The organism is Spongiactinospora sp. 9N601 (genome assembly GCF_044326295.1).
Taxonomy (GTDB): domain Bacteria; phylum Actinomycetota; class Actinomycetes; order Streptosporangiales; family Streptosporangiaceae; genus Spongiactinospora; species Spongiactinospora gelatinilytica.
In genome coordinates this window covers 185173-206686 of record NZ_JBIRBB010000016.1, presented here as the reverse complement: position 1 = coordinate 206686, position 21514 = coordinate 185173, and the positions used below count along the sequence as shown (strand labels likewise).

Sequence of the window (21514 nt, the reverse complement as noted above, 5' to 3'; positions counted from 1 at the left end):
GGCCGAGGTGAGATCGGTGTTGGGGATGGGATGTTATCGGGGTAAATGGCCGAGGAGTATTAATGCGTTGCTCGGTGTGTCCGGGCTCGCGCCGTACCGCGCCGGATGGCCGTACTCGCCGTGAACGCTTCGTGAAAGGGGACAATCGGCGGTGTGAAGAAATTTGCCGTCTGCCTCGCACTGGCATCGGTGACTTCCTGCGGCCACATGACGGGCCAGCGCGTCCATTTCCAGGTGGGCGGGCTTTGGTCTTGCCGGAGTGACGGCTACTGAGGTCACCGCAGGACCAGCCCCGGCACGGGTGTGGGGCAGGGGCTGGTACGGCTGCGGGGGTGGGGGTCAGGTCACCTGTGGGGTGTGGGTGGCGGTGAAGGCCAGGAGGGGAGCGGCGGTTCTTGGTGGGTCTTCGAGGATGGGGGAGTGGCCGAGGCCGGGGAGCAGTTCGACCTTTACCCCCGGGACGATGCGGTAGTCGGCGGCGGATGTGGAACGCCATCGGCGGTCGTCCTCGCCGAAGATGACGAGGAGTGGCTTGCCGAGGGCGGCCAGCCGGTCCGGGAGTGCCTGTTGGGTCAGGTACTCGGTGGTGGCCTGCATGGTCGCGGTGAGGGTGTGGTACGTCATGTGGCGTACCTCGTTCAGGAGTTGCTGCGGGATCTGGTAGCCCGGCCGGCTGAAACCGGTGCTCGCGAACTCGCGGAGCTGGTCGTCCGACGGCGGCCACTGCGCGGCGGAGATGCCGCCGGCGCGTGGGATGTAGGCGCCAAGGTGGGGGCCGGTGTTGATGAGTACGAGTGCGCTCACCAGGTCGGGGCGCTGCTCGGTGAGGGCGGTGGCGGCCACGCCGCCGCTGGAGTGGCCCACAACGGTGGCGTGCTCGATGCCGAGCCGGTCCAGTACGACGCCGATCCGGCGTGCCTGCTCCGGGAGCGCGTAGCTGCGGTCGGCCGGCTTGCCTGAGCCGCCGTGTCCCAGGAGGTCGATCCGGATGACATGGTGGGATTCGGTCAGCAACGGGACCATCGCGTCCCATGAGCGGGTCGATGATGCGGAGCCATGCAGGAGGAGCAGCGCACGAGCGTCGCGGGGACCATCCTCCGACACGTAGATGTCGCCGTCGTCCAATGACATGATCGTGGATTCGGTCATGAGGTCACTGTCACCGCTGGTACGCGCCCCCGTCTTGAACGAATGTTCCTCACATAGCATGGGGCCGTGCGGACGTTCGTGCACGGTACGGCGGTGTGGGGGGTCGCGTGCCCGCGGCGGCCCAGCCGGGTGGGCGGGGTCGGCATGGCCGGGTTCCGGGTCCGTGATCTTGATGCCCTCCGGATGATTCCGCACCCGGCGGTGACAATGATCTTGGAATTCGGTGGCGGCATGCCCGTCGTGGACTACTCGGCCGGGCGGCAGCGTGGGAGCATCGCCGCAGGTCCTGGCACCGGCTCGGGCGGCGCGGTGTGGGCGCGCGGCGAGAACATCGAGTGCGTGCAGGTGCGCCTGCCTCCACAGATCGCCCGTGCGGTGCTGGGCGTCTCCCCGGCAGAGCTGGACGGCGCCGTGGTCCCCCTGGACGACCTGTGGGGCCGGGAGGTCTCCGAGATCCGGGAACGGCTGAGCGGCATCTCCTCCTGGGAGGACCGTTTCGCCCTGCTGGACGCGCTGCTCGCTCGCCGGTACGAGGCGGGGCCGCCGGTGGACCCGGAGGTGGCCCGTGCCTGGCACCGGATCGTCAGCAGTGGGGGTCTGGCCCGGGTGGACGGACTCGCGGCCGAGGTGGGGTGGAGCCGTAAGCGGTTGTGGTCCCGCTTCCGGGCACAGATCGGTCTGCCGCCCAAGCGCGCCGCCAAGCTCGTCCGCTTCGACCATGCCGCCCACCGCCTGGCCGCGGGCGAGGACGCCGCCCGGGTCGCGGCGGAGACGGGCTACGCCGACCAGCCTCACATGCACCGGGACGTACTGGCGTTCACCGGGGCCACCCCGGCGACCGTGGCCGGCGAGCCGTTCCTGGCGGTCGATGACATCGCCTGGCCCGGCCGCGAAACCTGGTCCCGATGATGACCGCGCAGGTCACCGTTCTCGGAGGTGAGAGGCGAGCTGATCGACGGGGACCTGATTCTGCTCCCCGGAGTCCATGTCCCGGACCGTGACCGTGCCCTCGGCCTGTTCCTGCTGCCCGTAGATGAGCGCGAAGCGGGCTCGCCGGTCGGCCGCCCACTTCAACTGCTTGGCCAGCTTCCGGCTGGACCCCAGATAGACCTCGCTGCGCAGGCCCGCACTCCGCAGCCCGCCCGTGAAGGCCATCACCTCCGCGAGCGAATCGTGGTCCATGACGGTGACCGCGACGTCGATCCGCCCGCTTTCCGCTTCCGCGTCGCTCAGCAGCCCGATGATCCGCTCCACACCGAGCGAACCGCCGCACGCGGGCACATCAGGCCCGCCCAACGCCGCGATCAGGTGATCATACCGGCCGCCACTCGCGATGGAGCCCGGCATCCCCGCAGCGACCACTTCGAAGATCACGCCGGTGTAGTAGTCCAGGCCCCGGACCAGGCTCGGCGTGAACGCGATCCGGCCCACGCCCACGGTGGGCCCGGCCAGGTCGAGCAGCCGGTCGATCTCCGCCAGCCCGGCACGGCCCGCCTCGCTGTCCTTCAGGACGGTCCGCATCCGCTCGACGGCGTCTTCGGCGGTCAGGTCGCCGACCAGGGCCTCGGCGGTCAGGGTGTCCAGGGAACGCGCATCGGCCAGTTCCCTGGCCACGTCGCCGGGCGCCAGCTTGTCCAGTTTGTCCAGCGTGATCAGCACACCGCCGCCGACCTCGGACGGCACGCCGTACACCTCCAGCAGGCCGGTCAGGGCCCGCCGGGAGTTCACCAGCACCCGGAAGTCGCCCACCCCGGTCGCGTCCAGCGCATCGGCCACCGCGCAGACCACCTCAGCGTCGGCCAACGGCGAGGCCGACCCCACCACATCCACATCACACTGCGCGAACTCCCGGAACCGCCCCTTCCCCGGACGGTCGGCCCGCCACACAGGGCCCATCGCGAACCGCTTGTAGGGGGTCGGGAGCTGCGACCCGTACGCCGCGACGACCCGCGCCAGCGGGACCGTCATGTCGTAACGGAGGGCGAGATCGGCCTCCCCACTCGCCTCGTGCTCACCCCGCCGGAGAATCTTGAATATGAGCTTGTCGCCCTCGTCACCGTACTTGCCGGTCAGGGTCTCCAACCGCTCGAACGCGGGCGTCTGCAGCGGCTCGAACCCATATCGCTCGAACACCTCCCGGATCACCGAGAACACGTGATCCCGCACCCTCAGGTCGGCGGCCAAGAAGTCACGAGTGCCAGACGGGGGCTCGAACTGTCTTGAGGTCATAATCGACTCCTCGTCGGCGGGGTGGCTTGTACGTATACCGGTGCTTTGGCACAGCATGCCACTCAACAAGCCGATCACATTGTCGACATCACGTTGTGCGGGCCTGCCACCGCTGACGTTCATGCTGGTCACAGCTTCCACACTGGCAATCCTGGCCCCCTGGTCACACAGGAGGCCAGAATCGCGCAAGGTGACCGACGGACGTAGAAACGTATCAGTGTGCCCGGACTTCAAGGGTCACAAGAGGTGGGGGCGCAACTCGGATTTGTAGAACGCAGTAATTCGTCGAGGCCTGGTCAAGGCTTGAAATGGCTGCTATCTGTGTTCCTCGAAAGTGGCTCGATGTCACAGGTCTATCATCGAGAGGCTGATATGGAGTTTGTCGATACTTTCGACGACCTCTTTGAATATGTCCATCATCATGCCGTTTACAACGATGTCCATCATCATCCAGCTCGCGATGCTGATCATCGCCACCATGACAATCAGTCCAATCCTTGATCGGCTCTTAATGGTGCGACGTTGACGGCAAACCATGCCAAAGTCGGAACAACGCTATCACAGTTCAGGTCAGGTGTTGGCCGGGAGATAAGGTGTGCAGAAATATTGTGATCTATCTGGATTGGCTAAGAATGCACGCTTCCGTCCCTGATGTCCGAGTCGCGCGGTAGAAGCATGAACTTGACGAGGTTGAACGTTCATTGAGTCCCTCGGCTGGGTCGTGTGGTGTGGCACGAAGGCGTCCGCGTCGAAGCTCCTATTATGGACACACGACCGATGATAGCCAAGGAAGTCAAGGTTGCTGTCGATAATGAGAGGCGCATTATCCTGGCCCGGTATACCAGGCGATATTCAACGTGGTATAAAATTCTCTGAGCCCCTGAAGGCTCAATTGCCGGATATGGCTGTCTGGACGGCCTGCGCTCAAGGGGTGGCCTAGTGAACCTCTTGTGACCTCGTGCCAGCGGTAGGCGAACCGGCGGTCACTTCGCCGGTCGGGCGAGTGTGGACCGGTGGCGTACCTCGCTGTCACTCTTCGCCGTGACAAGCTTGACCGAGGGCAACGTCAGCCTTACCGTAGCCTCCGCATAGTAGCTGATCTCTTTCTCTGACGCGGCACCGGGAAACGGGCGGATAGCCTTAATGCAGGCGTGCCCGGACGGCCTCTGCTTCTGGGGATCCGAGCCGCTCGTAGAGCGTCAGGGCTTCTCGCCAGTGGATCTCCGCTTGGTCACGCCCTTTGGTGTGAAGCAGCGCCTCGCCGAGTCCCTGAAGACAGTCCGCCTGCAGGAGCGGATTGTCCACCTCGCGCGCAATGGCCAGCGCGCGCTCGTAGGTCTCGTAGGCTAGGTCGTACTGTTCGTGTCGTTGCCGGCCGTCTCCGAGACCTCGAAGCGCCAGAGCCTGCCCATAGGGATCACCGATCTCCTCGGCGACCGTGAGCGCCTTGTGGAAATGGGTCAGGGCCTCAGAAACGAGGTTCAGCAGCAGGTAGGTGGCTCCGATGTTGTTGTGGGCGTCCGTCTCATTGCGGCGATCACCGGTGGCCTGGTACTCGGAGAGCGCCTGCCGATAGAAGTACAGCGCCTCCTGAAGGGTGCCTTGACGCCGCAGTACATTCGCGATGTTGTTCAACGCCACGGCCTCGTTCTGCCGCCACCCTGACGCACGCAGGGTCGCCAGCGATTCCCTGAACAGCTCAAGGGCCCGCTGCAGATTGCCCCGGCCAAGTTCGAGCTCCCCCAGATTGTTGAGGGCCAACGCCATCGTCGCACGGTCCTTTGTGATGCGGACGATGTCCAGTGACCGTTGGAAGGCGTCTGCCGCCTCTTCGGTCCGTCCGAGATGGAAGAGAGCTATCCCCCGATGCAGGTGCGCCTTTCCTTCCCCGTACTGATCCTTGGTGCGCTGGTACAGACCGAGGGCTTTGTCGGCGTAGGCGAGCGAGAGGTGGCTGCGACCGGTATGCCAACTGACCCTGGAAAGGTGGTCCAGCACATCGGCCTCCCCGTGGAGGTCGCCGAGGGTGCGGAAAGTGGCAAGGCCGTGCTGGGCGAGTTCCATGGCGTCCTGGTAACGGCCAGTACGGCTTCGGATGAGGCTCAGCTCCAACTCCACCTGGGCCATCGCGCCACTGTCGCCGGTCTTCTGACACAGGAGGCGCGCGGTCTCGTGCAGGCGGGCCGCTTCAGCCCAGTGCGCCGAGCGTTCCAGGTAGGTCGCGAGCACGAGGGACAGGTTCACGGTGTGAGACGGAAGGCCGTGCTCCGCTGCGTGATAGGCACAACTGAGCAGATTGTCGCGCTCGGTGCGCAACCATTCGGTCGCGGAATCCGGGTCGCTCACGGACGGCGAACCGGAAGGCGGGTGGGCGATCCATGGCGTGGCGCGTCGCCGATGCGGATACAGGATGCGGTCGGCCTGGTCGGCGGCGTGCAGATGGAAGTCGAGCAGGCGGTGGACAACGCGACGCAACTCGCCGGACGACTCCTCCTCGGTGGCCCGCCGCCTGGCGTACTCCCTGAGCAGGTCATGGTACCGGAACCGACCGGAGTGCGGCTCCTGGATGAGATGGTGGTCGAGCAGCTCTTCCAGGGTGCGTTCCGCCGTACGCAGGTCACTGCCGATCATGGCCGCCGCCGATGCGGCGGTGAAATCCGCGCCGATGTGCAGGCTGAGCCGGCGGAAGGCCCGCTGGCGCTGGCGGGACAGTTCGCGGTAGGACAGCTCGAAAGTGCTGTTCAGATCATTGTCACCGGTGTGCATCTCGGCCAGCCGGTCCTGGGACAATCGCGTCACAAAGTCGCCGACGGCGCGGGCCGGGCGATGGCGGAGCCGGTCGGCCATGATCGTCACGGCGAGCGGTAGATGTCCGCATAGCCGCACGAGCCTGTTGACATCGGGAGCGGCGAGGGGCCGGTCGTGGCCGACGATGCGCCGGAACAACAGGGCCGCCTCGTGCGGGGGGAGAACGTCCAGGGAGAGCGGCCGGATACCTTCCAGCCCGGTGAGCCGGCGCCTGCTGGTGATCAGGACGAGGCAGCCGGGCGCGCCGGGCAGGAACGGCCGGACCTGATCGGCGTCGGCCGCGTCGTCAAGCACGATCAGCATGCGCCGCTCGGCGAGCCGCGCCCGCCACAGAGCGGCCCTCGATTCTAGTCCTTCGGGGATGCGGCGCGGATTCTCACCGATGTCGCGCAGCAGGATCTGGAGCCCTTCGGCGGGGGAGAGCGGCGGATGGTTCGGGTCATGGGCGCGCAACGAGAGGAACCAGCGCCCGTCCTTGTAGCGGTCCGCCAGTGTGTGCGCGGCATGTATGGCGAGCGCACTCTTCCCGATCCCGGCCATGCCGTCGATGGCCTCGATCGTCACGGCTGTCAGGCCGGTGTCCAGCGCCTCGTACAGGTGCCGTAGATCAGCCTCCCTGCCGGTGAAGTCCGGGATGTCGCGGGGCAGATTCTGGGTCACCGGGGCGCTCGGCGCGGGCGGCAGGATGTGCGGCGCCGCGAGTTCGGGATCGCCGCGCAGGATGCGCTGGTATGTGCCACGCAGGGAGGGGGCCGGCTCCGTGCCGAGCTGCTCGACCATGCGATGGCGCATCCGATGGTACGTTTCCAGGGCGTCCCTCTGGCGTCCGCACCGATACAGAGCGATCATCAACTGTTCGACGAAGGACTCGTCGTAAGGATGCTGGTCGACCAGCCAATACAGCTCGCCCAGCACCTCGGTATGGTGGCCTGCGTCGAGTTCCAGCCCCAAACGTGTTTTGATGGCTGACCGATGTTCGCTTTCCAGGCTGGTCCGAATGCTCGTAATCCATTCTCCGGAAAGTCCGGAAAGCGGCTCGCCGCGCCACAATTCTTCGGCCTTGTTGAACAGGCGCAGTGCCTCCGTCGCATTCCCCTGATATGCGAGGCTCCGTGCCTGTTCGTTCAGTCTCTGGAATCTGTGCAGGTCAACGTACTCGGGGTCGATGTTGAGGACGTAGCCTCCGGAACGCACGGTAAGCGCCGCCTTGCCGTCGGGTAACCGGCGGCGCAGTCGGGCCATATAGGCGTACACGTTGCTGCGTACCTTGGAAGGCGGTGCCTCGCCCCAAACCCAATCGATAATAGTTTCGATTGGTATCGGCTGGCCCAGCTTGAGGAGGAGTATGGCCAGCACGTATCGTTCTTTGGTCGTGCCGAGCTCGCGCATCTGCCCATCGGCCCACATCTCCACGGAGCCGAGTATTCGGAACTCCACGAGTGTCCTTCCGGCAGGTAAATGCCCCACTTCCCGATAGCTTCTCGCGTTTTTTGGTAACGGTCCACAACGCTTCTGTGATCGATGCCAGGTCGCGACATCCCGCCACCCCCCGCCGGCCCGTCTCCGGGGCCGCATCACGGTTGCTGCAAGGTTTCGTTCAGGCTTGCGGCGCACTCTCGAAACGGGCCGTGACGACGGGGACCACACACGGCCGGGGGGATACGGCGCGCAGTGCGCCCGCGCCTTGTTTGAAGGGGAGTTCGGAAGCGCGATGTCCTGTAATGAGGGGTTCCACGTACCGGTCGGGCCCGATGCGCAGCGGTGGGTGACCCGCCGCAGCAGGCGGACCGCACTCATGATCGTACACACGGTTACCTCCGGGCAGCGTCTGATGGACGTTGCTCACCTGCTCGCCGCCGATCTGCGGATCCAGGTGGTGTTCACGAACGGTCCCGACGTGTTCGGCAACGGGGTTGCCGAACTGCTCGGCAGGCTCGGCGGCGCGGTGTTGCCCTGGCACGTCGCCGTCAGGCACAGTTTCGATTTGGTGATCTCCGCCGCCTACGGGGGGATCGAGGAGATCCATTCGCCGCTCGTCGTCCTTCCGCACGGCGCCGGCTACAACAAACGGGTGAGCCGCCGGCTGGGCGGCGGCGCGGTGGCCTGCCAGGGGGTCTACGGCCTCAGCGCCCAGGAGCTGGTCAGGGACGGGATGGTCCTTCCCTCGGCGATCGTGCTCACGCACGGGGCCGAGCTGAAACGGCTGGCGAGGAGTTGCCCGGAGGCCATTCCGGTGGCCGAGGTCATCGGCGATCCGGTGTACGACCGGCTGGTCGCCAGCGCCGCCGAGCGGCCCGCCTACCGTCGGGCCCTCGGGGTCGATGACGACCGCGAACTCGTGGTGGTCACCTCCACCTGGGGGCAACGGTCGCTGTTCGGCCGGCAGGCGGAGCTGCTCCGCTGGGTCCTGGCCGAACTGCCCAAGGAACGCTACCGGGTGGCCGCGCTGCTGCACCCGAACATCTGGTTCGGGCACGGGGTGTGGCAGGTCCGCGGCTGGCTGGCCGAGTGCGTGCGCGACGGCCTCGCGCTGGTTCCGCCGGAGGCGGAGTGGCTCGGGGCGCTGGTCGCGGCCGACCACGTCGTGGGGGACCACGGGTCGGTCACCGTGTACGGCGCGGCGGCCGGGGCCCCGGTACTGCTGGTCGATGGCACGGAAGAAGACGTCGATCCGGAGTCGGCCGGCGGGCTGCTCGCCGCCATCGCGCCCAGGCTGCGGTTCGACCGGCCGCTGGCCGCTCAGCTCGGCGAGGTCGCCGCGAGCCACCACCCGGAGCGGTACGCCGCCGTGACGGCCCGGTTGACGTCGGCCCCCGGCCGGTTCGACCGGAACATGCGCAAGCTGCTCTACCGCCTGATGCGGCTGCCCCAGCCGCCGTCGATCCCGCGGGCCGAACCCGTTCCCGCCCCGTACCTCACGCACACCGACTGACCCACACCCGGAGGAGACATGACCAACAGAGTCGTCATAGCCGGTGTCACGAGTCTCTACATGGCGATGCCCGTGACGGAGTTCCCCATCGAGTACACCCCGCAGCGGTTCCCCGCCTGGATGCGCAGCGAGGTGTCGGGGGCCGCGTGCCACGTCGCCGACACCATGCGCACGCTCGGCGACGACACCAGCCTGTGCACGTTCGTGGGGACCGACGTCGCGGGCGAGGCGATCAACGCCTCGCTGCGGGCGCGCGGCCTGCTCGGGGACGGGGTGGTCCAGGCGCCGAGGTCGTCGCTGGGGGTCGTGCTCGTCGCCCCGGACGGCCGGCGCTGCGGCCAGCCGTACGTCGCCGCCGTCAACATGCTCCAGTACCCGATCGACGTCTTCAAGCGCGCCATCCAGGGCGCCGACCTCGCGGTGCTGACCAACACCGCGTTCGTCCGGCCGCTGCTGTGGCACGCCTGGTCCGCGGGGGTGCCCATCGCCGTGGACGTCCACCTGATCAGCGACGTGAACGACTCCTACAACCGGCCGTGGCTGGAGGTCGCCGACATCATCTTCTGCAGTCACGAACGGCTGACCTGCTCGCCGCGAAGCTGGGTGGCGCAGGTCTTCGAGCGCTACCCGGGCTGCGAGGTCGCCGCGGTGGGCGCGGGCGGCGACGGGTGCCTGATGGGGCTGCGGGACGGACGCCTGATCGAGGTGGCCGCGGTCGCGCCGCGCGGGGTGGTGAGCACGTCCGGCGCGGGCGACGCGCTGTTCGCCTCGTTCCTGCACGGCTGGCTCGCCACCGGCAACCCGGTGACGGCGCTCCGCCAGGCCGTACTCCACGCGGGCTGGAAGGTCGGCGACACCTTCCCCGGCGCGGTCTCGCTCACCGAACCCGAACTCGCCCGGCTGGGCGAGTGCCATCCGGTGACCGCGACGATCGGCCGATGGGACGTGCAAGAGCCGTGAATCGGGGTACCAAAACTACGGAAAGTATCGGTCCGGTAACTCACCGGTAATGGTCCGGTGGGGGCAACGGCCGACCCTGCCCCGAAGGAGGATCTATGGCTCTCGGTGACCGCGTTCGGTGCCTGCTCCATGGGCTGGCGGCGGCGATCGGGCTGGCGGCGTGGATCGGGCGGGGGCGCGGGCGGCATCGGGCGCCCGCGCGGGCCGCACGGGGCGAGGGGCGGGAGAGGGTACGCCGGGCGGGCGCGGGTGAAGGGGAGGTGCTGCCGATCGTGCCCGCCCCCCGCGCCCCGATGCACGACACCCGCCGCACCATCTGACCGCGATCCCCGCTTACAAGGGCGGCGCGCGACCCCGGCCGCGCGCCGCCACATGACCTCACAACGTCTCGCCGGGCTCCGGGGGCCTGGGGACGGGGTGTTCGACCAGGGCGAGCAGGCGGCTGGCCATGAAGCGGGCCGTACGCACCGGTGTCCCGGTACGCGTGACCTCGGCCACCTCCACGACGCCCCGCCCGATGGTCACTTCGACCCGCCGCCCGGCCCGCGTCGCCACGATCTCGTAGGCCCGCGACCCGTCGTTGGTGTCCACGACGATCTCGACCCGATCACCCTTCATGTCTGTTCTGTACCCCGCTGGGGCCATCGCGAAGGGTCACAACACCGCACCCGACCCGCTCCGCCCCGGCGGGGCCTTGCGCCGGGCGGGCGCGACCGGTGGCCGCCGGTCGAACCTGGCCAGCGCCACCGCCGCCGGCCCCGCCACGAGCGCCGACGACAGCGTGCCCGTCACGATCCCGGCCACCAGCGCGATGGCGAAGTCGCGCAGCGAGTCGCCGCCGAACGCCATCAACGCCACCAGGATGAACAACGCGCCCAGCCCGGTGTTCACGGTGCGCGGCAACGTCTGCACGATCGCCCCGTCCACCGCCGCCGCGAACGGTTCCCTGGGCCTGGCCGCCCAAAGCTCCCGAACCCGGTCGAACACCACCACCTTGTCGTTGACCGAGTAGCCGACGATCGTCAGCATCGCCGCCACGAACACCCCGTCGATCGGCTTGCCCAGCCAGGCGAACAGGCCCACCACGATCGCCACGTCCACCAGCAGCGCCAGCACCGCCGCCGCCCCGAACGTCCAGCGGAACCGGAACGCCAGGTAGGCCAGTTGCATGGCCACCGCCACGCCGAGCGCGATGAGGGCGTTGCGGCGCAGTTCTTCGCCCAGGCTCGGGCCGATGAACTCCTCGCGCCGCTTGGTCACCTCGCCGCCGTGCGGCTCAAGCGCCTGCTCGATCCTGGCCGTCTCGGCGAGGCCGAGTTCGGCGGCCCGCACGGTGACGCCGTCGCCGCTCGCCTGCACCACCGCCGTCGGGAACCCCGCCTGCGCGACCGCCCGCCCCGCCACGTCGGCCGGTACCGGCCTGCTGGTCGCGAACTCCACGAGCCGCCCGCCGGTGAACTCGACCCCGACGTTCAGCCCGCGCACCACCAGCCCGGCCAGGGCGACCAGGGCCAGCCCGCCCGCGACCGTCAAGAACACCTTCCCGGCCCGCATGAGCCGCGGCTTGCGGTGCGCGAGCCAGGTCCGCACGGCCCCCTGGGAGGCGAGCCCGGACACCCGCGGCGAGATCCGGCCGACCGCGGCCTGCACCAGTACCCGGGTGATCAGCATGGCGGACACCAGCGACGCCAGCACGCCGACGCCCAGCGTCACACCGAAGCCCTTGACCGGGCCGGACGCCAGCCAGAACAGCAGCCCGGCGGCGATCAGCGTGGTCACGTTGGAGTCGGCGATGGCGCTCCAGGCGTTCTTGAACCCCCGGTCCAGCGCGCGGCGCAACCCGCGCCCGCCGTCCCCGGCCGCGCCGTACTCCTCCCTGGCCCGCTCGAACACCAGCACGTTGGCGTCGATGGCCATGCCGATGGCCAGCACGAACCCGGCCAGTCCGGGCAGGGTGAACGTCGCGCCCATCGCGACCAGCGCCCCGTAGGAGATCAGGCCGTAGCAGGCCAGCGCGATCGTGGCGAGCAGCCCGGACAGCCGGTAGACGAGGATGATGAAACCGGCGGTGAGCACCAGCCCGGCGATCGCGGCCTTGGCGCTGGCCTCGATCGCCGCCGCGCCGAGCGTCGGGCCGACGGTGCGCTGCTCGACGAGGTCGAGCGGCACCGGCAGCGCGCCGCCCTTGATCAGCACGGCCAGTTCGCGGGCCTCCTCGTACGTGAACGACCCGGTGATGTCGGCGCTCCCGCCGGGCATCCCGGCGCGGCACGGCACCGACGGGTCCACCTGCGGGGAGGAGATGACCTCCCGGTCCAGCACGATGGCGATCCGGCGCTTGGGGTCGCCCTCCGGCTCGCAGGCGGCGGCCCCGGTCAGCCGCTGCCAGGCGTCGGCGTCACGGAAGTCGACGGTCACCCACCAGCCGGGGCCGCGCTGCGGGTCGCTTCGTTCGGCGGCGCCGGTGACGCCGTCGCCGGTGATGGCCGCGGGCCCGATCTTGAGCGGCGTGCCGCCCTCGTCCCGTACCGCGGTGCGGTCGCCGGCCTCGGCGACGCCGAGCACCGGGTGGAAGGCGAGCTGCGCGGTACGGCCGATGACCTCGGCCGCCTGCCGCGGGTCGAGGACGCCGGGCAGTTCGACGATGATCCGCTTCTCGCCGGAGCGGACCAGGGTGGGATCGACCACGCCGAGCGCGTCGGCGCGGCGGCGGAGCACGTCAAGGGCGCGGTCGGTGGCGGCGGCGTCGGCCTTGACGGTCGCGGAGTCCTTGGACTCGAACACGAGCTGGGTGCCGCCGCGCAGGTCCAGGCCGAGGCGGGGGGAGATGGTGAACGCCAGAACTGCTGAGATCGCGATGACGGCGAACGCCGCCACCGCACGCCATAGCGGCGCACGGTTCATTGAACCCTCCACAGGTTCGGAAGTGCGGGAAAGGGATCTTCAGCACCTTGTGGAGGGAGGTCCGCGGGCCGGAGCGGTCGCGACCCGGCGTCCGTCCGGCGTGCGGGCGGTGGCCCGCGCCGCGACGACGGCCCAGGCCGGTCGTGGAGCCGCCAGGCCGGCGGGGAGGACGGCGGGGCCGGTGACACCGGCGGGCCCGAGCAGCAGGTGCCGCGCCTGCGTCACGCCGTGGTGGTACGGCTCGCGCCCGAGCCCCGGTTGTTCGCGCGCCTGCTGCGCCGCCACGCGTTCGGCGACGGCGGGCCACCCGGGCGGCGCGGCGGAGGCCGCGCTCGCGGGCACCGCCCAGGGCACCAGGACGAGCCACGACAGCAGAAGGAGACGGACGGCGGGCAGTCTGCTGCGCACGTCGCCTCCTCCCCCCGGGACCGGACCTATTGGCCGCCAACGTACCCGTCCCCGGCCCTCCCGCACCAACCCCGCCAGGGGCGGGGCCCGGAAAACGAACGAGCCTTTTCCTACCGGCTGGGCTATGGTCGGCCATATGAGGGGGTCAGGGCCGATGTCACGGGGGTCCGGCACGCTGTGCGGCGTGCTGGGCCTGGTCCTGTTGTCCCTGCTGGTGGCGACCGCGTTCCCCGGCACCGCCGCAGGCCCCGCCTCGTCCTCAGCGCCTGGGCCGGCGAAGGCGTGGAGCTGGAGCCCGCTGGACGGCGGGCTGATCGGCCTGCCGCCGCAGCCGGCGAACGTCCGCGAGCACCATGTGCAGTCGCTGTGGCCGCCCCCGCCGCGCGGCGACCGGCTCGGCGAGGCCGCGTACGCGATGCCGCTGACCGTGCCGGGCGCGCCCGACGACACGTTCCGGGATCCGCAGCAGCTCACCCACCGCGCCGCCGGTTCGCGCAGCCCCCCACTCGGCTGACGTCACCACCAACGCAACGTACGCCACTGAAGGTCACGGTGCCCTGTGGCGTGTTCGCGTACGCCGGGCACGTCGATGCCCGGATCTCCCTTTCTCTTCGGCGTGCCCGCACGCCGCGCAAGGAGTCGATCGTCGTCATGACCGAGACCAGCCACTCGTCCCACCTGAGCAGCGTCCAGCTCCAGTCACTGCGTCAGGACCTTGAGGAGCAACTGAACCGCCGCACCCACCACCTGAGCGGCCTGCGGGCCGAGGCCGGGGTGGGCAGCGGAAGCGATGGCACCTGGCAGGAACTGCTCGCCTCGCTCGCCGCCGCCGACCGGGCCATCGCCGAGCTGACCCAGGCCCTGGACCGGCTGTCGGCCGGCTCCTACGGCCGCTGCGCGCACTGCGAAACCGGCATCCCGTTCGAGCGGCTCAAGATCCGGCCGCTGGCCCGGTTCTGCATCAAGTGCCAGCGCCGGCACGAGGCCGCTTAGCAGGTGCCCTTAGGACGCGGGCGTGAACGCGCCGCCCGCGTCCTCACCAGGAGACGGGCAGCGCGTTCATGCCGAAGATGGGCGCCGTGTACTTGAAGGACAGTTCCTCGTCCGGAGTGTCCACGCGCAGGCCCGGGACGCGCTCGAAGAGGGTGCGCAGGGCGATCTCCAGCTCGGCGCGGGCGAGGTTCTGGCCCAGGCACTGGTGGACCCCGTACCCGAAGGCGACGTGCGGGCGCGCCTCGCGGCGGATGTCCAGCCGGTCGGGGTCGGGGAAGACCCGCTCGTCGCGGTTGGCGGACGCGCCGAGCACGAGGACGCCCTCGCCCGCGCCGATCTTCCGGCCGCCGATCTCGATCTCCTGGGTGGTGGCGCGGTCGAAGGCGACCCAGTCCACGATCGAGTGGAAGCGGAGCAGTTCCTCTACCGCGCCCGGCCACAGGCTCGGGTCGTCGATGGCCTGCCGGAGCTGGTCCGGGTGGCGGAGCAGGCTCAGCACGCTGAGCGGGATCATGTTGGCGGTGGTCTCGTGCCCCGCGACCAGCAGCAGGAACATCATGCCCACCATGTCCTCGTGCGGCACGGCCCGCGCGGTGACGAGCCGGCCGAGCAGGTCGTCGCCGGGGGCCTTCTCCGCCTCGGCGACCAGGCCGCTCAGGAACCCGCGCAGCTCCCCGACCGCGGCGGTCCTGCCTGCCTCGTCCTCGTCGGTGAGCATCCTGCGGGTCCTGCTCTGGAAGAACTCCCGCTCGGAGTACGGCACGCCGAGCAACTGGCAGATCACCAGTGAGGGCATCGGCAGCCCGAACGCCTCCACCAGGTCGGCCTCGGTGCCCTGGGCGAGCATGTCGTCGATCAGGCGGTCCACGGTCGCCTGGATGCCGGGCCGCAGTTCCTTGATGCGCCGGTAGCTGAACTCCGGGATGAGCAGCTTGCGGTAGACGGAGTGCTCGGGCGGGTCCATGTCGATGAAGAAGCCCCGGCCCTGCTCGGCCTGCGCTTCGAGCACCTCCGGGGGCGGCGGCTCGGCGGACATGGCGACCAGGGCGTTGCCGGGCGTACTCGGGGCGGTGCTGATCGTGGCGTCGCTGAGCACCTGGCGGGCCTCGGCCCACCGGGTCACCAGCCACACCTCGCCCCCGGGCAGCTTCCCCCGTACGACCGGTGCCTCGTCCCTGAGCTTCTCGTACTCCGCCGGTGGCGCGAAGGGGCAGGACCGTTGGACGGGAAAGTCGTGAGCCATAGTGTTGCTCCCTACCAGCCGGATCGCATTGCTTACTTACATGAAAGTAAGCAATGTGAGAGCCGGCCGTCAAGCGCGGGAGAGGTAATGGCAGGTCGGCGTTCGGATACTCGGATACGGATTCAGCAGGTCGCCCTGGAGCTGTTCGCCGAGCAGGGATACGAGAAGACGACACTGCGCGAGGTGGCCGATCGGCTGCGGATCACCAGGCCGGCGCTCTACTACCACTACAAGGCCAAGGAGGACATCCTCTCCGGGGTCATGGGCGACCTGTCCGCCTCGGTGGACGAACTCAACGACTGGGCCCGCGCCCAGCCCGCCACCGAGGAGGCCAGGCGCGAGATCCTGCGGCGGATCTTCGAGCTGCTGGACGGGCAGTGGCGTCCGCTGCTGCGGTTCGTCCAGGTCAACCAGGCGGCCATGCGGGACATCCCGGCCGGGGAGCAGATGCGTGACAGCGTCCTTGCGATGCTCACCATCTTGAGCTCACCGCGGATGGACGCGGCCGAGCGCTTCCAGGCGGTGCTCGCGGTGGTCGCGATCCTGCTGGGCAACGTCCCGATCATCGACATGGGCCTGGCGGAGGACGAACGGCCCCGGGTCGCGATGCAGGTGGCTTTCAAGCTGATCGACGGGCTGCCCGGGGACGACGGTGATGGCGATACCGCCGGCGCGGACGACGGAAAGGGGGCGGTCGCGGGGTAGAATATTTGCATGGTTGCGCAAGTTCCTTCCGAATCCCCGGTCGTGTCCGTCGACTCGGTCGTGGAAGTGTTGAAGGCGATCGCCGATCCAATCCGTTTCCAGATCCTGCACGCGGTCTCGTCGCAGGAATACCGCGTCGGGCAACTCGCCGAGAAATTGGGCGCGCACGTCGCCGCGGTCTCCCAGCATCTGGCCAGACTACGCGCGGCGGGATTGGTCAGTTCCCGCCGCGATGGCACCCGGGTCTACTACCGCACCGCCAATTCCCACGTCGGCGGCCTGCTCGCCGAGGCCGGACTGCTGACCGGCTATGTCACGGGCGTGATCGAGGACGACGACCCGCCGCCTCCGCTCACCCCGCCCAGACCCAACATCCCGCTCCATCCCCGACTACATCCCGTCTGATCCGGCGGTCAGGCTGCGCGTTCTCGGCCCGATTTCCGGGTTGGCGGGATTGATCCCGGCAAAGCGAGGACTTATCGGGATCATTTCCGGCGACGCGTGATTTTGGGCCGGGAATACCCTCGGTTGGGAGCCGAGTTGTGCGGCGGCTGAAATCGTTTCCTTTCAGAGGTTTCCCTGGGCTGCGGGGACGAATGCACACCGCATTCCCGTATTCCCCAAAGGCCGGTATTTCTGGAAGGAGCGCGATTAATGGGGGAAAATCACCTTTCCGTGGCGGCGCGTGGGGTGGCCGCCGTACTGGGCGTCCTGGTCGCGGCCACAGCGGCCCTCCCGCAGGCGGCGGCGTCCGCCGAGCCGGTGTCCGCCAAGCCCGCGGGCGGCCACCACTACCTGGTGGCCGTCCACAGCGGTCATGTGCTGATGGCCGAGACCAGGGGAGACACCGACCGCCGCGGCGTGCTCCAGGCGAGCTTCGGCGAGGACGCCACCCGGCAGTGGCGGATCGTCCGGCTGGCCTCCGGCTGGGGCCTGGTCAACCGGCGGACCGGTAAGTGCGCCGCCGTACCCGGGCGTCCGCACGGCCGCCTGTTGCAGCTCGCCTGCGGCGAGGACGGCGTGGCCGACCGGCGGGCCGTCTGGGAGTTCTCCGACTACCGCGCCATGCGCGACGGCGACCCCGTCATGCTCCGCTCCCGCTTCAACGGCCAGTGCATGGACGTCTACGGCGGCTCGCGGGACGAGTACGCGGTCGTCCAGCACTACGCCTGTCACGGCGACGCCCACCAGCGGTTCCGCGTGGTCGGCGTGCCCGCGAACTGACGGCCGCCGGTCGGCGGGTCCGTCCCTCAGCGGGCGGACGCGCCGGCCGGTTCCGGGGCGGGCACCAGCCCGTGCTCGGTCAGCTCCCAGTGATGCCTGCGGCTGCGCCGCATGAGCTGGACCAGCGCGCGGAACGCCGCCGCGCTCATCAGCACCCAGTACAGCGGGACGACCAGCATCGTGCGGACCGCCCCGTGCAGCCCGCGTTCCATGCACCCGGCCATGTGCGCGAGCACCAGCAGCAGGTTTCCGGCGATCATCGCGATCGTGCCCGCGTAGAGGGCGGGCGCGCAGAACAGCGCCTCGATCGGGCGCGGGCCGGCGGTCAGGTAGATCGCGGTCAGCACCCAGAAGACCGGATTGAGCAGCGGGGCCAGGGCGGCGAAGCCCACCGTGAACTGGAAGCTCCAGAAGCCGCGCCAGCCCAGTTCGCGCCGGAGCGCGCCGGGCGAGCGCATGTGCACCAGCCAGGTCTGCAGGTAGCCCTTGATCCAGCGGCTGCGCTGGCGCAGCCAGTTGCCGAGGCGGCTGTTGGCCTCCTCCTCGGTCACCGAGTCCATGATCCGCACGCTCCAGCCGCGCCGCGCGATGCGAATCCCGAGGTCGGCGTCCTCGGTGACGTTGTACGGGTCCCAGCCGCCCAGATCCCGCAGCGCGTCCGCCCGGAAGTGGTTGGAGGTCCCGCCGAGCGGGATCGGCAGCCGGTACCGGTCCAGGCCGCGCAGGAACAGGCTGAAGTTCACCGCGTACTCGGCGGCGAAGCACCTGGTCAGCCAGTTCGTCCACGGGTTCCAGTACTGGAGTTCGGCCTGCACGCAGACCATCCACCGGGGCGAGCCGCGGAACACCGCCACCGCCTTGCGCAACTGGTCGGGATCGGGCCGGTCCTCCGCGTCGTAGATCACACAGAACTCGCCGGTCGCCATGCCCAGCCCCACGTTGCACGCCTTGGGCTTGGTCCGCGGCCCGCCCGCTGGGATCGGCACGACCGTGCACGCCGGCGGCAGTACGCCGGGCAGCGCGGCGGCGGTCTCCTCGTCGTCCTCCTCGACGAGCAGCAGGATCTGGAGCCGGTCGGCCGGGTAGTTCAGCGCCGCCAGGTGGCCGAGCAGCGCGGGAAGCACCCGGCCCTCCCGGTGCAGCGGGACCAGCACCGTGTACTGGGGCAGCGCCTCGTCGGGGGGCAGCTCGGCGACGTGGAGGACGCGCGCCTCGCCGGACCCGAAGATCAGGAACAGCTTGATGCCGATCCCCGCGACGTACAGCACCGACGCCGCCACCACGGCCGCGGTCACCACCGCCATGCCCGCGTTCAGCAGTACGGCCAGGGCGAGCCCGCCCGCCAGCACGCCGAGCGCGACCCGCTGCCCCCGGCTGAGCGTGACCCGCGCGCTGCCGTCGCCCTCGTTCACGATCCCGCCCTGGCCCGGTAGACGACCCGGTCGGTGTCGATGTACGCCCGCGTGTAGTCGCGCAACGCCGTCGTACCGTGCAGCGCCCGCCACACCCGGTCGGTGTTCCCCGGACTGCGGCGCATGTGGATCCACCGGATCCCCGCGCCGCGCGGGTCGGCCAGCGCGGCGGCCCACCGCCGGAAGCTGCCTTCGTAGACGATCGATCGGGTGGGCAGATGTGAGTGGAACATCACGGTCTCGTTTCCGAAGGAGTGTATGAGCACGGTGCCGCCGTCGTAGTTCGCCCGCAGCCAGGAGGCGGCGCCCAGCGCGCCGCGTGCGGTACGGCCGGCCTGGAACGCCTCCGCCTCGCGCCGGACGTCCACGCCGTGCGCGACCGTGGCCGCCGCGACCGCCGCGCAGCCGGCGACCACGACGCCGGGCACCGCCCAGCCGCGCGCCCACCGGCTCGCGCGGGTCCAGGTCGTACCGGCCGCGAGCCCGCCGACCAGCAGCGCCACCGGCAGGATCATGATCAGCCCGAACCGCACGTTGTAGAGGTCGCCGGTGATCTCTTCGACGTGCAGCGGACGCTGCCCGGTACGCAGCGCCCACACGAACACCGGCACCAGCGCCAGCACCAGCAGCGGCGCGGGGTCGCGGCGGCGCAGCACGTGCGCGGCCAGCCCGGGGACGGCGAGCAGCAGGATCAGCGGGCCCAGATTGCCGAGTACGGCGTAGGCGTAGGTGAGCAGCGCGGTCCACCAGTCGTTCGTGGCGGCCTCGCCCTGCGCGACCCACAGGGACGGCTTGGCGAACTCGCCCGAGTAGAAATACAGCGGGTCATTGAAGATGACGGCGTTCCAGATGAGCCACAGGGCGATGCCGGCGAAGGCGGGGGTGGCGTAGAAGATCACGTTCGCTTCGACGCCGCGCGGCTGCCTTGCCGAGCGGGACCCCCGCCATGCCGTCCAGGCCACCACCGCCACCACGGCCAGGTCCAGCGCCCACGCCTCGTAGCGGGTGAGCGTCGCGGCCAGCGCGGCCAGCGCGGTCGCGGCCAGGGACCGGTAGGAGCGGGTGGCCCGCCAGCGGGTGAGGTGGTGAACGGTGGCCGCCACGCAGCAGAGCAGCAGCGATTCGGTCATGGGGGTGCTCTGCAGGTAGAGGACGGCGGGGCAGAGCGCGAACACCGCGCCCGCCGTGATGCCCGCCTTCCGGCAGTCGGTGAGGTCCTGGGCGGTCTTGTAGACGTAGCGGGTGGCCAGGACGTAGGCGGCCATGGAGATCAGCGTCGCGGCCAGGCCGGAGTGGTACCACGCGTCGATCCACACCAGCGGCAGCGCGAGGAGGTGGGGGAGCGGCAGCCACACGCCGCCGAGCTGGGCCAGGCCGGGGGTGGGGGAGTCGACGACGCGCCGCGCGATGAGGAGGTGCGAGATCGCGTCGGGGTAGGCGAGCCGGGACGCGGCGAAGCCGTGCCAGGCGGCGAGTGACAGCAGGATCGCGGCGAGCGTGACCAGGGCGAGCGCCCGGTCCCGCCGCGGCCCGGCCTTCGGCCGCCTGGCCCGCCACCACATGACCTCGCGCAGGGCGGGCGGCGGGCCAGGGCGAGTGAGGCGGATCAGCGCGGCCCGCGCGAGGCTCGGCCTTGCGATTCGCAGATGGCGCCGCCAGGGAGCGCCCGGCCGGGCGGCGGTTCTGGGGCCGGTGGCATGTGGGCCGGGGGTGGCCGGGCCTGTGGGGTGCGCGGGTGGCTGGGCGGTGCTCGGGCCGGTGGCATGTGGGCCGGGGGTGGCCGGTTGCGTGGGCCGTTGGTCAAGGGGTGCAGCCGTTGGTGATCCGGTGGTTCGCGGGGCGGTGGTGGGTGGGCGGGGTTCGGCCGGGGCCGGGGGTTGCGGGTCGCGTGGGGTGAACGGCCGGGCGCTGCCCGGCCGTCTGGCGGGCACTCTGGTCGGCGGCTCAACCGGGCGGCGCAGGATGCGGATGTCCCCGCCGTGGCTCTTCGTCAGCAGCCGCAGGGACAGCGTCGCCGCCTCCACCCCCAGGTCATGCCGTTCCAGCACATGCCGGTCGAACAGCTTGTACGCGCAGTCCGCCTCGCGCGCCCGCCCGAACAGCGCCCGGACCAGCCGAAGGCGGTACCCGACCACCACGTCGGCCCGTTCCCGCCCGGCCTCTCGGATGATCTCCGGCAGCCGGTGCGCGCCGAACCGGGCGTCCGGGTCGATCAGGAAGATCCGCTCCGCGTGGGTGCGTTCCAAGGCGAAGGCGACCCCTGTCCGCACGGCCGACCCGCGTTCCGCGCCGGGGGTCTGGTACGCGACCCGCACCCGTCCGGGGAACCGGGCGGCCAGCCGTTCCGCCATCCGGCCCCCACCCCGCTCACCGCCTGAGCCATGGCCCGGCTCGTCGTGCGACTCGTCGCGCGGGCCGTGGCCGGTGTCGTCGGCGACGATGATCACATAGTGCTCCGCGTCCTCCATCGTGGCGAGGAAGTCCTCGACGGTGGCCGCGAGGTCGGCTTCGTCGAGGCATGCGGGCATCACAATGGCCACGCTCACG

General features: G+C 70.0%; 19 protein-coding genes. 9 read left to right on the top strand and 10 right to left on the bottom strand.

The window, feature by feature from the left end; all coding sequences use genetic code 11:
- Positions 1-339: 339 nt before the first annotated feature.
- Positions 340-1149, bottom strand: a complete 810-nt coding sequence (locus ACH34R_RS33380) for an alpha/beta fold hydrolase (protein WP_397565540.1) — start codon at positions 1147-1149, stop codon at positions 340-342.
- 66 nt (positions 1150-1215) lie between these two features.
- Here ACH34R_RS33380 and ACH34R_RS33375 point away from each other — a divergent pair, with 66 nt between their 5' ends.
- The gene (locus tag ACH34R_RS33375; protein ID WP_397565539.1) at positions 1216-2058 is read left to right on the top strand and encodes a helix-turn-helix domain-containing protein; all 843 of its coding nucleotides are present in this window, start codon (positions 1216-1218) and stop codon (positions 2056-2058) included.
- Positions 2059-2070: 12 nt separating this feature from the next.
- Here ACH34R_RS33375 and hisS read toward each other — a convergent pair whose 3' ends face one another.
- From hisS to ACH34R_RS33360, 3 genes are all read right to left on the bottom strand, one after another.
- Positions 2071-3378 (bottom strand): histidine--tRNA ligase, encoded by a 1308-nt coding sequence (hisS, locus tag ACH34R_RS33370; protein ID WP_397565538.1) that lies wholly within the window; start codon positions 3376-3378, stop codon positions 2071-2073.
- Between the two features lie 345 nt (positions 3379-3723).
- Positions 3724-3858, bottom strand: a complete 135-nt coding sequence (locus tag ACH34R_RS33365; protein WP_397565537.1) for a hypothetical protein — start codon at positions 3856-3858, stop codon at positions 3724-3726.
- Positions 3859-4518: 660 nt separating this feature from the next.
- The gene (locus ACH34R_RS33360) at positions 4519-7593 is read right to left on the bottom strand and encodes a BTAD domain-containing putative transcriptional regulator (protein ID WP_397565550.1); all 3075 of its coding nucleotides are present in this window, start codon (positions 7591-7593) and stop codon (positions 4519-4521) included.
- A 424-nt stretch (positions 7594-8017) separates the two neighbouring features.
- On the opposite strand from ACH34R_RS33360, the gene ACH34R_RS33355 reads away from it, so the two are divergent.
- From ACH34R_RS33355 to ACH34R_RS33345, 3 genes are all read left to right on the top strand, one after another.
- Positions 8018-9118: a hypothetical protein gene (locus tag ACH34R_RS33355; protein ID WP_397565536.1), complete on the top strand. Its 1101-nt coding sequence runs from the start codon at positions 8018-8020 to the stop codon at positions 9116-9118.
- Between the two features lie 18 nt (positions 9119-9136).
- Positions 9137-10078: a carbohydrate kinase family protein gene (locus ACH34R_RS33350; protein WP_397565535.1), complete on the top strand. Its 942-nt coding sequence runs from the start codon at positions 9137-9139 to the stop codon at positions 10076-10078.
- 95 nt (positions 10079-10173) lie between these two features.
- On the top strand, positions 10174-10398 hold the full coding sequence (locus ACH34R_RS33345) for a hypothetical protein (RefSeq protein WP_397565534.1): 225 nt from the start codon (positions 10174-10176) through the stop codon (positions 10396-10398).
- A gap of 58 nt (positions 10399-10456) precedes the next feature.
- Here ACH34R_RS33345 and ACH34R_RS33340 read toward each other — a convergent pair whose 3' ends face one another.
- Genes ACH34R_RS33340 through ACH34R_RS33330 form a run of 3 tightly spaced genes read right to left on the bottom strand, consistent with a single transcriptional unit; the run spans position 10457 to position 13390 of the window.
- Complete coding sequence (locus ACH34R_RS33340; protein WP_397565533.1) at positions 10457-10696, bottom strand: hypothetical protein; 240 nt, start codon at positions 10694-10696, stop codon at positions 10457-10459.
- A gap of 36 nt (positions 10697-10732) precedes the next feature.
- Positions 10733-12982 carry a protein translocase subunit SecD gene (secD, locus tag ACH34R_RS33335; protein WP_397565532.1) on the bottom strand — a complete coding sequence of 750 codons (2250 nt, stop codon included), beginning with the start codon at positions 12980-12982 and terminating at the stop codon, positions 10733-10735.
- Positions 12983-13021: 39 nt separating this feature from the next.
- Positions 13022-13390 (bottom strand): hypothetical protein, encoded by a 369-nt coding sequence (locus ACH34R_RS33330; protein WP_397565531.1) that lies wholly within the window; start codon positions 13388-13390, stop codon positions 13022-13024.
- A gap of 154 nt (positions 13391-13544) precedes the next feature.
- Here ACH34R_RS33330 and ACH34R_RS33325 point away from each other — a divergent pair, with 154 nt between their 5' ends.
- Entirely contained in the window at positions 13545-13904 is a 360-nt protein-coding gene (locus ACH34R_RS33325) for a hypothetical protein (RefSeq protein ID WP_397565530.1), read from the top strand.
- Positions 13905-13954: 50 nt separating this feature from the next.
- The gene (locus ACH34R_RS33320; protein ID WP_397565529.1) at positions 13955-14383 is read left to right on the top strand and encodes a TraR/DksA family transcriptional regulator; all 429 of its coding nucleotides are present in this window, start codon (positions 13955-13957) and stop codon (positions 14381-14383) included.
- 43 nt (positions 14384-14426) lie between these two features.
- Here the strand turns inward: ACH34R_RS33320 and ACH34R_RS33315 are convergent, their stop codons facing one another.
- Positions 14427-15626 carry a cytochrome P450 gene (locus tag ACH34R_RS33315; protein WP_397565528.1) on the bottom strand — a complete coding sequence of 400 codons (1200 nt, stop codon included), beginning with the start codon at positions 15624-15626 and terminating at the stop codon, positions 14427-14429.
- An 87-nt stretch (positions 15627-15713) separates the two neighbouring features.
- Between ACH34R_RS33315 and ACH34R_RS33310 the strand changes: the two genes are divergently transcribed.
- The 3 genes from ACH34R_RS33310 (at position 15714) to ACH34R_RS33300 (ending at position 17555) form a co-directional block, all read left to right on the top strand.
- The gene (locus ACH34R_RS33310) at positions 15714-16331 is read left to right on the top strand and encodes a TetR/AcrR family transcriptional regulator (RefSeq protein WP_397565527.1); all 618 of its coding nucleotides are present in this window, start codon (positions 15714-15716) and stop codon (positions 16329-16331) included.
- 9 nt (positions 16332-16340) lie between these two features.
- The gene (locus ACH34R_RS33305; protein WP_397565526.1) at positions 16341-16736 is read left to right on the top strand and encodes an ArsR/SmtB family transcription factor; all 396 of its coding nucleotides are present in this window, start codon (positions 16341-16343) and stop codon (positions 16734-16736) included.
- Between the two features lie 249 nt (positions 16737-16985).
- Positions 16986-17555, top strand: coding sequence for an RICIN domain-containing protein (locus ACH34R_RS33300; RefSeq protein ID WP_397565525.1), 570 nt, complete (start codon positions 16986-16988; stop codon positions 17553-17555).
- A gap of 26 nt (positions 17556-17581) precedes the next feature.
- Here the strand turns inward: ACH34R_RS33300 and ACH34R_RS33295 are convergent, their stop codons facing one another.
- Together ACH34R_RS33295 and ACH34R_RS33290 are read right to left on the bottom strand one after the other, a co-directional pair.
- Positions 17582-18967, bottom strand: a complete 1386-nt coding sequence (locus ACH34R_RS33295; RefSeq protein WP_397565524.1) for a glycosyltransferase family 2 protein — start codon at positions 18965-18967, stop codon at positions 17582-17584.
- Positions 18964-21513: a glycosyltransferase family 39 protein gene (locus ACH34R_RS33290; protein ID WP_397565523.1), complete on the bottom strand. Its 2550-nt coding sequence runs from the start codon at positions 21511-21513 to the stop codon at positions 18964-18966. The genes ACH34R_RS33295 and ACH34R_RS33290 overlap by 4 nt, the downstream gene beginning before the upstream one ends.
- Position 21514 lies beyond the last annotated feature (1 nt).

What these genes read in the sequence shown, in the direction of transcription:
- ACH34R_RS33300 (WP_397565525.1), top strand. Translation starts at nt 16,986, where the DNA reads ATGGGGGAAAATCACCTTTCCGTGGCGGCGCGTGGGGTGGCCGCCGTA.
- ACH34R_RS33360 (WP_397565550.1), bottom strand. Translation starts at nt 7,593, where the DNA reads ATGTGGGCCGATGGGCAGATGCGCGAGCTCGGCACGACCAAAGAACGA.
- hisS (WP_397565538.1), bottom strand. Translation starts at nt 3,378, where the DNA reads ATGACCTCAAGACAGTTCGAGCCCCCGTCTGGCACTCGTGACTTCTTG.
- secD (WP_397565532.1), bottom strand. Translation starts at nt 12,982, where the DNA reads ATGAACCGTGCGCCGCTATGGCGTGCGGTGGCGGCGTTCGCCGTCATC.
- ACH34R_RS33355 (WP_397565536.1), top strand. Translation starts at nt 8,018, where the DNA reads ATGGACGTTGCTCACCTGCTCGCCGCCGATCTGCGGATCCAGGTGGTG.
- ACH34R_RS33305 (WP_397565526.1), top strand. Translation starts at nt 16,341, where the DNA reads ATGGTTGCGCAAGTTCCTTCCGAATCCCCGGTCGTGTCCGTCGACTCG.
- ACH34R_RS33340 (WP_397565533.1), bottom strand. Translation starts at nt 10,696, where the DNA reads ATGAAGGGTGATCGGGTCGAGATCGTCGTGGACACCAACGACGGGTCG.
- ACH34R_RS33345 (WP_397565534.1), top strand. Translation starts at nt 10,174, where the DNA reads ATGGCTCTCGGTGACCGCGTTCGGTGCCTGCTCCATGGGCTGGCGGCG.
- ACH34R_RS33350 (WP_397565535.1), top strand. Translation starts at nt 9,137, where the DNA reads ATGACCAACAGAGTCGTCATAGCCGGTGTCACGAGTCTCTACATGGCG.
- ACH34R_RS33315 (WP_397565528.1), bottom strand. Translation starts at nt 15,626, where the DNA reads ATGGCTCACGACTTTCCCGTCCAACGGTCCTGCCCCTTCGCGCCACCG.
- ACH34R_RS33380 (WP_397565540.1), bottom strand. Translation starts at nt 1,149, where the DNA reads ATGACCGAATCCACGATCATGTCATTGGACGACGGCGACATCTACGTG.
- ACH34R_RS33310 (WP_397565527.1), top strand. Translation starts at nt 15,714, where the DNA reads ATGGCAGGTCGGCGTTCGGATACTCGGATACGGATTCAGCAGGTCGCC.
- ACH34R_RS33365 (WP_397565537.1), bottom strand. Translation starts at nt 3,858, where the DNA reads ATGGTGGCGATGATCAGCATCGCGAGCTGGATGATGATGGACATCGTT.
- ACH34R_RS33325 (WP_397565530.1), top strand. Translation starts at nt 13,545, where the DNA reads ATGTCACGGGGGTCCGGCACGCTGTGCGGCGTGCTGGGCCTGGTCCTG.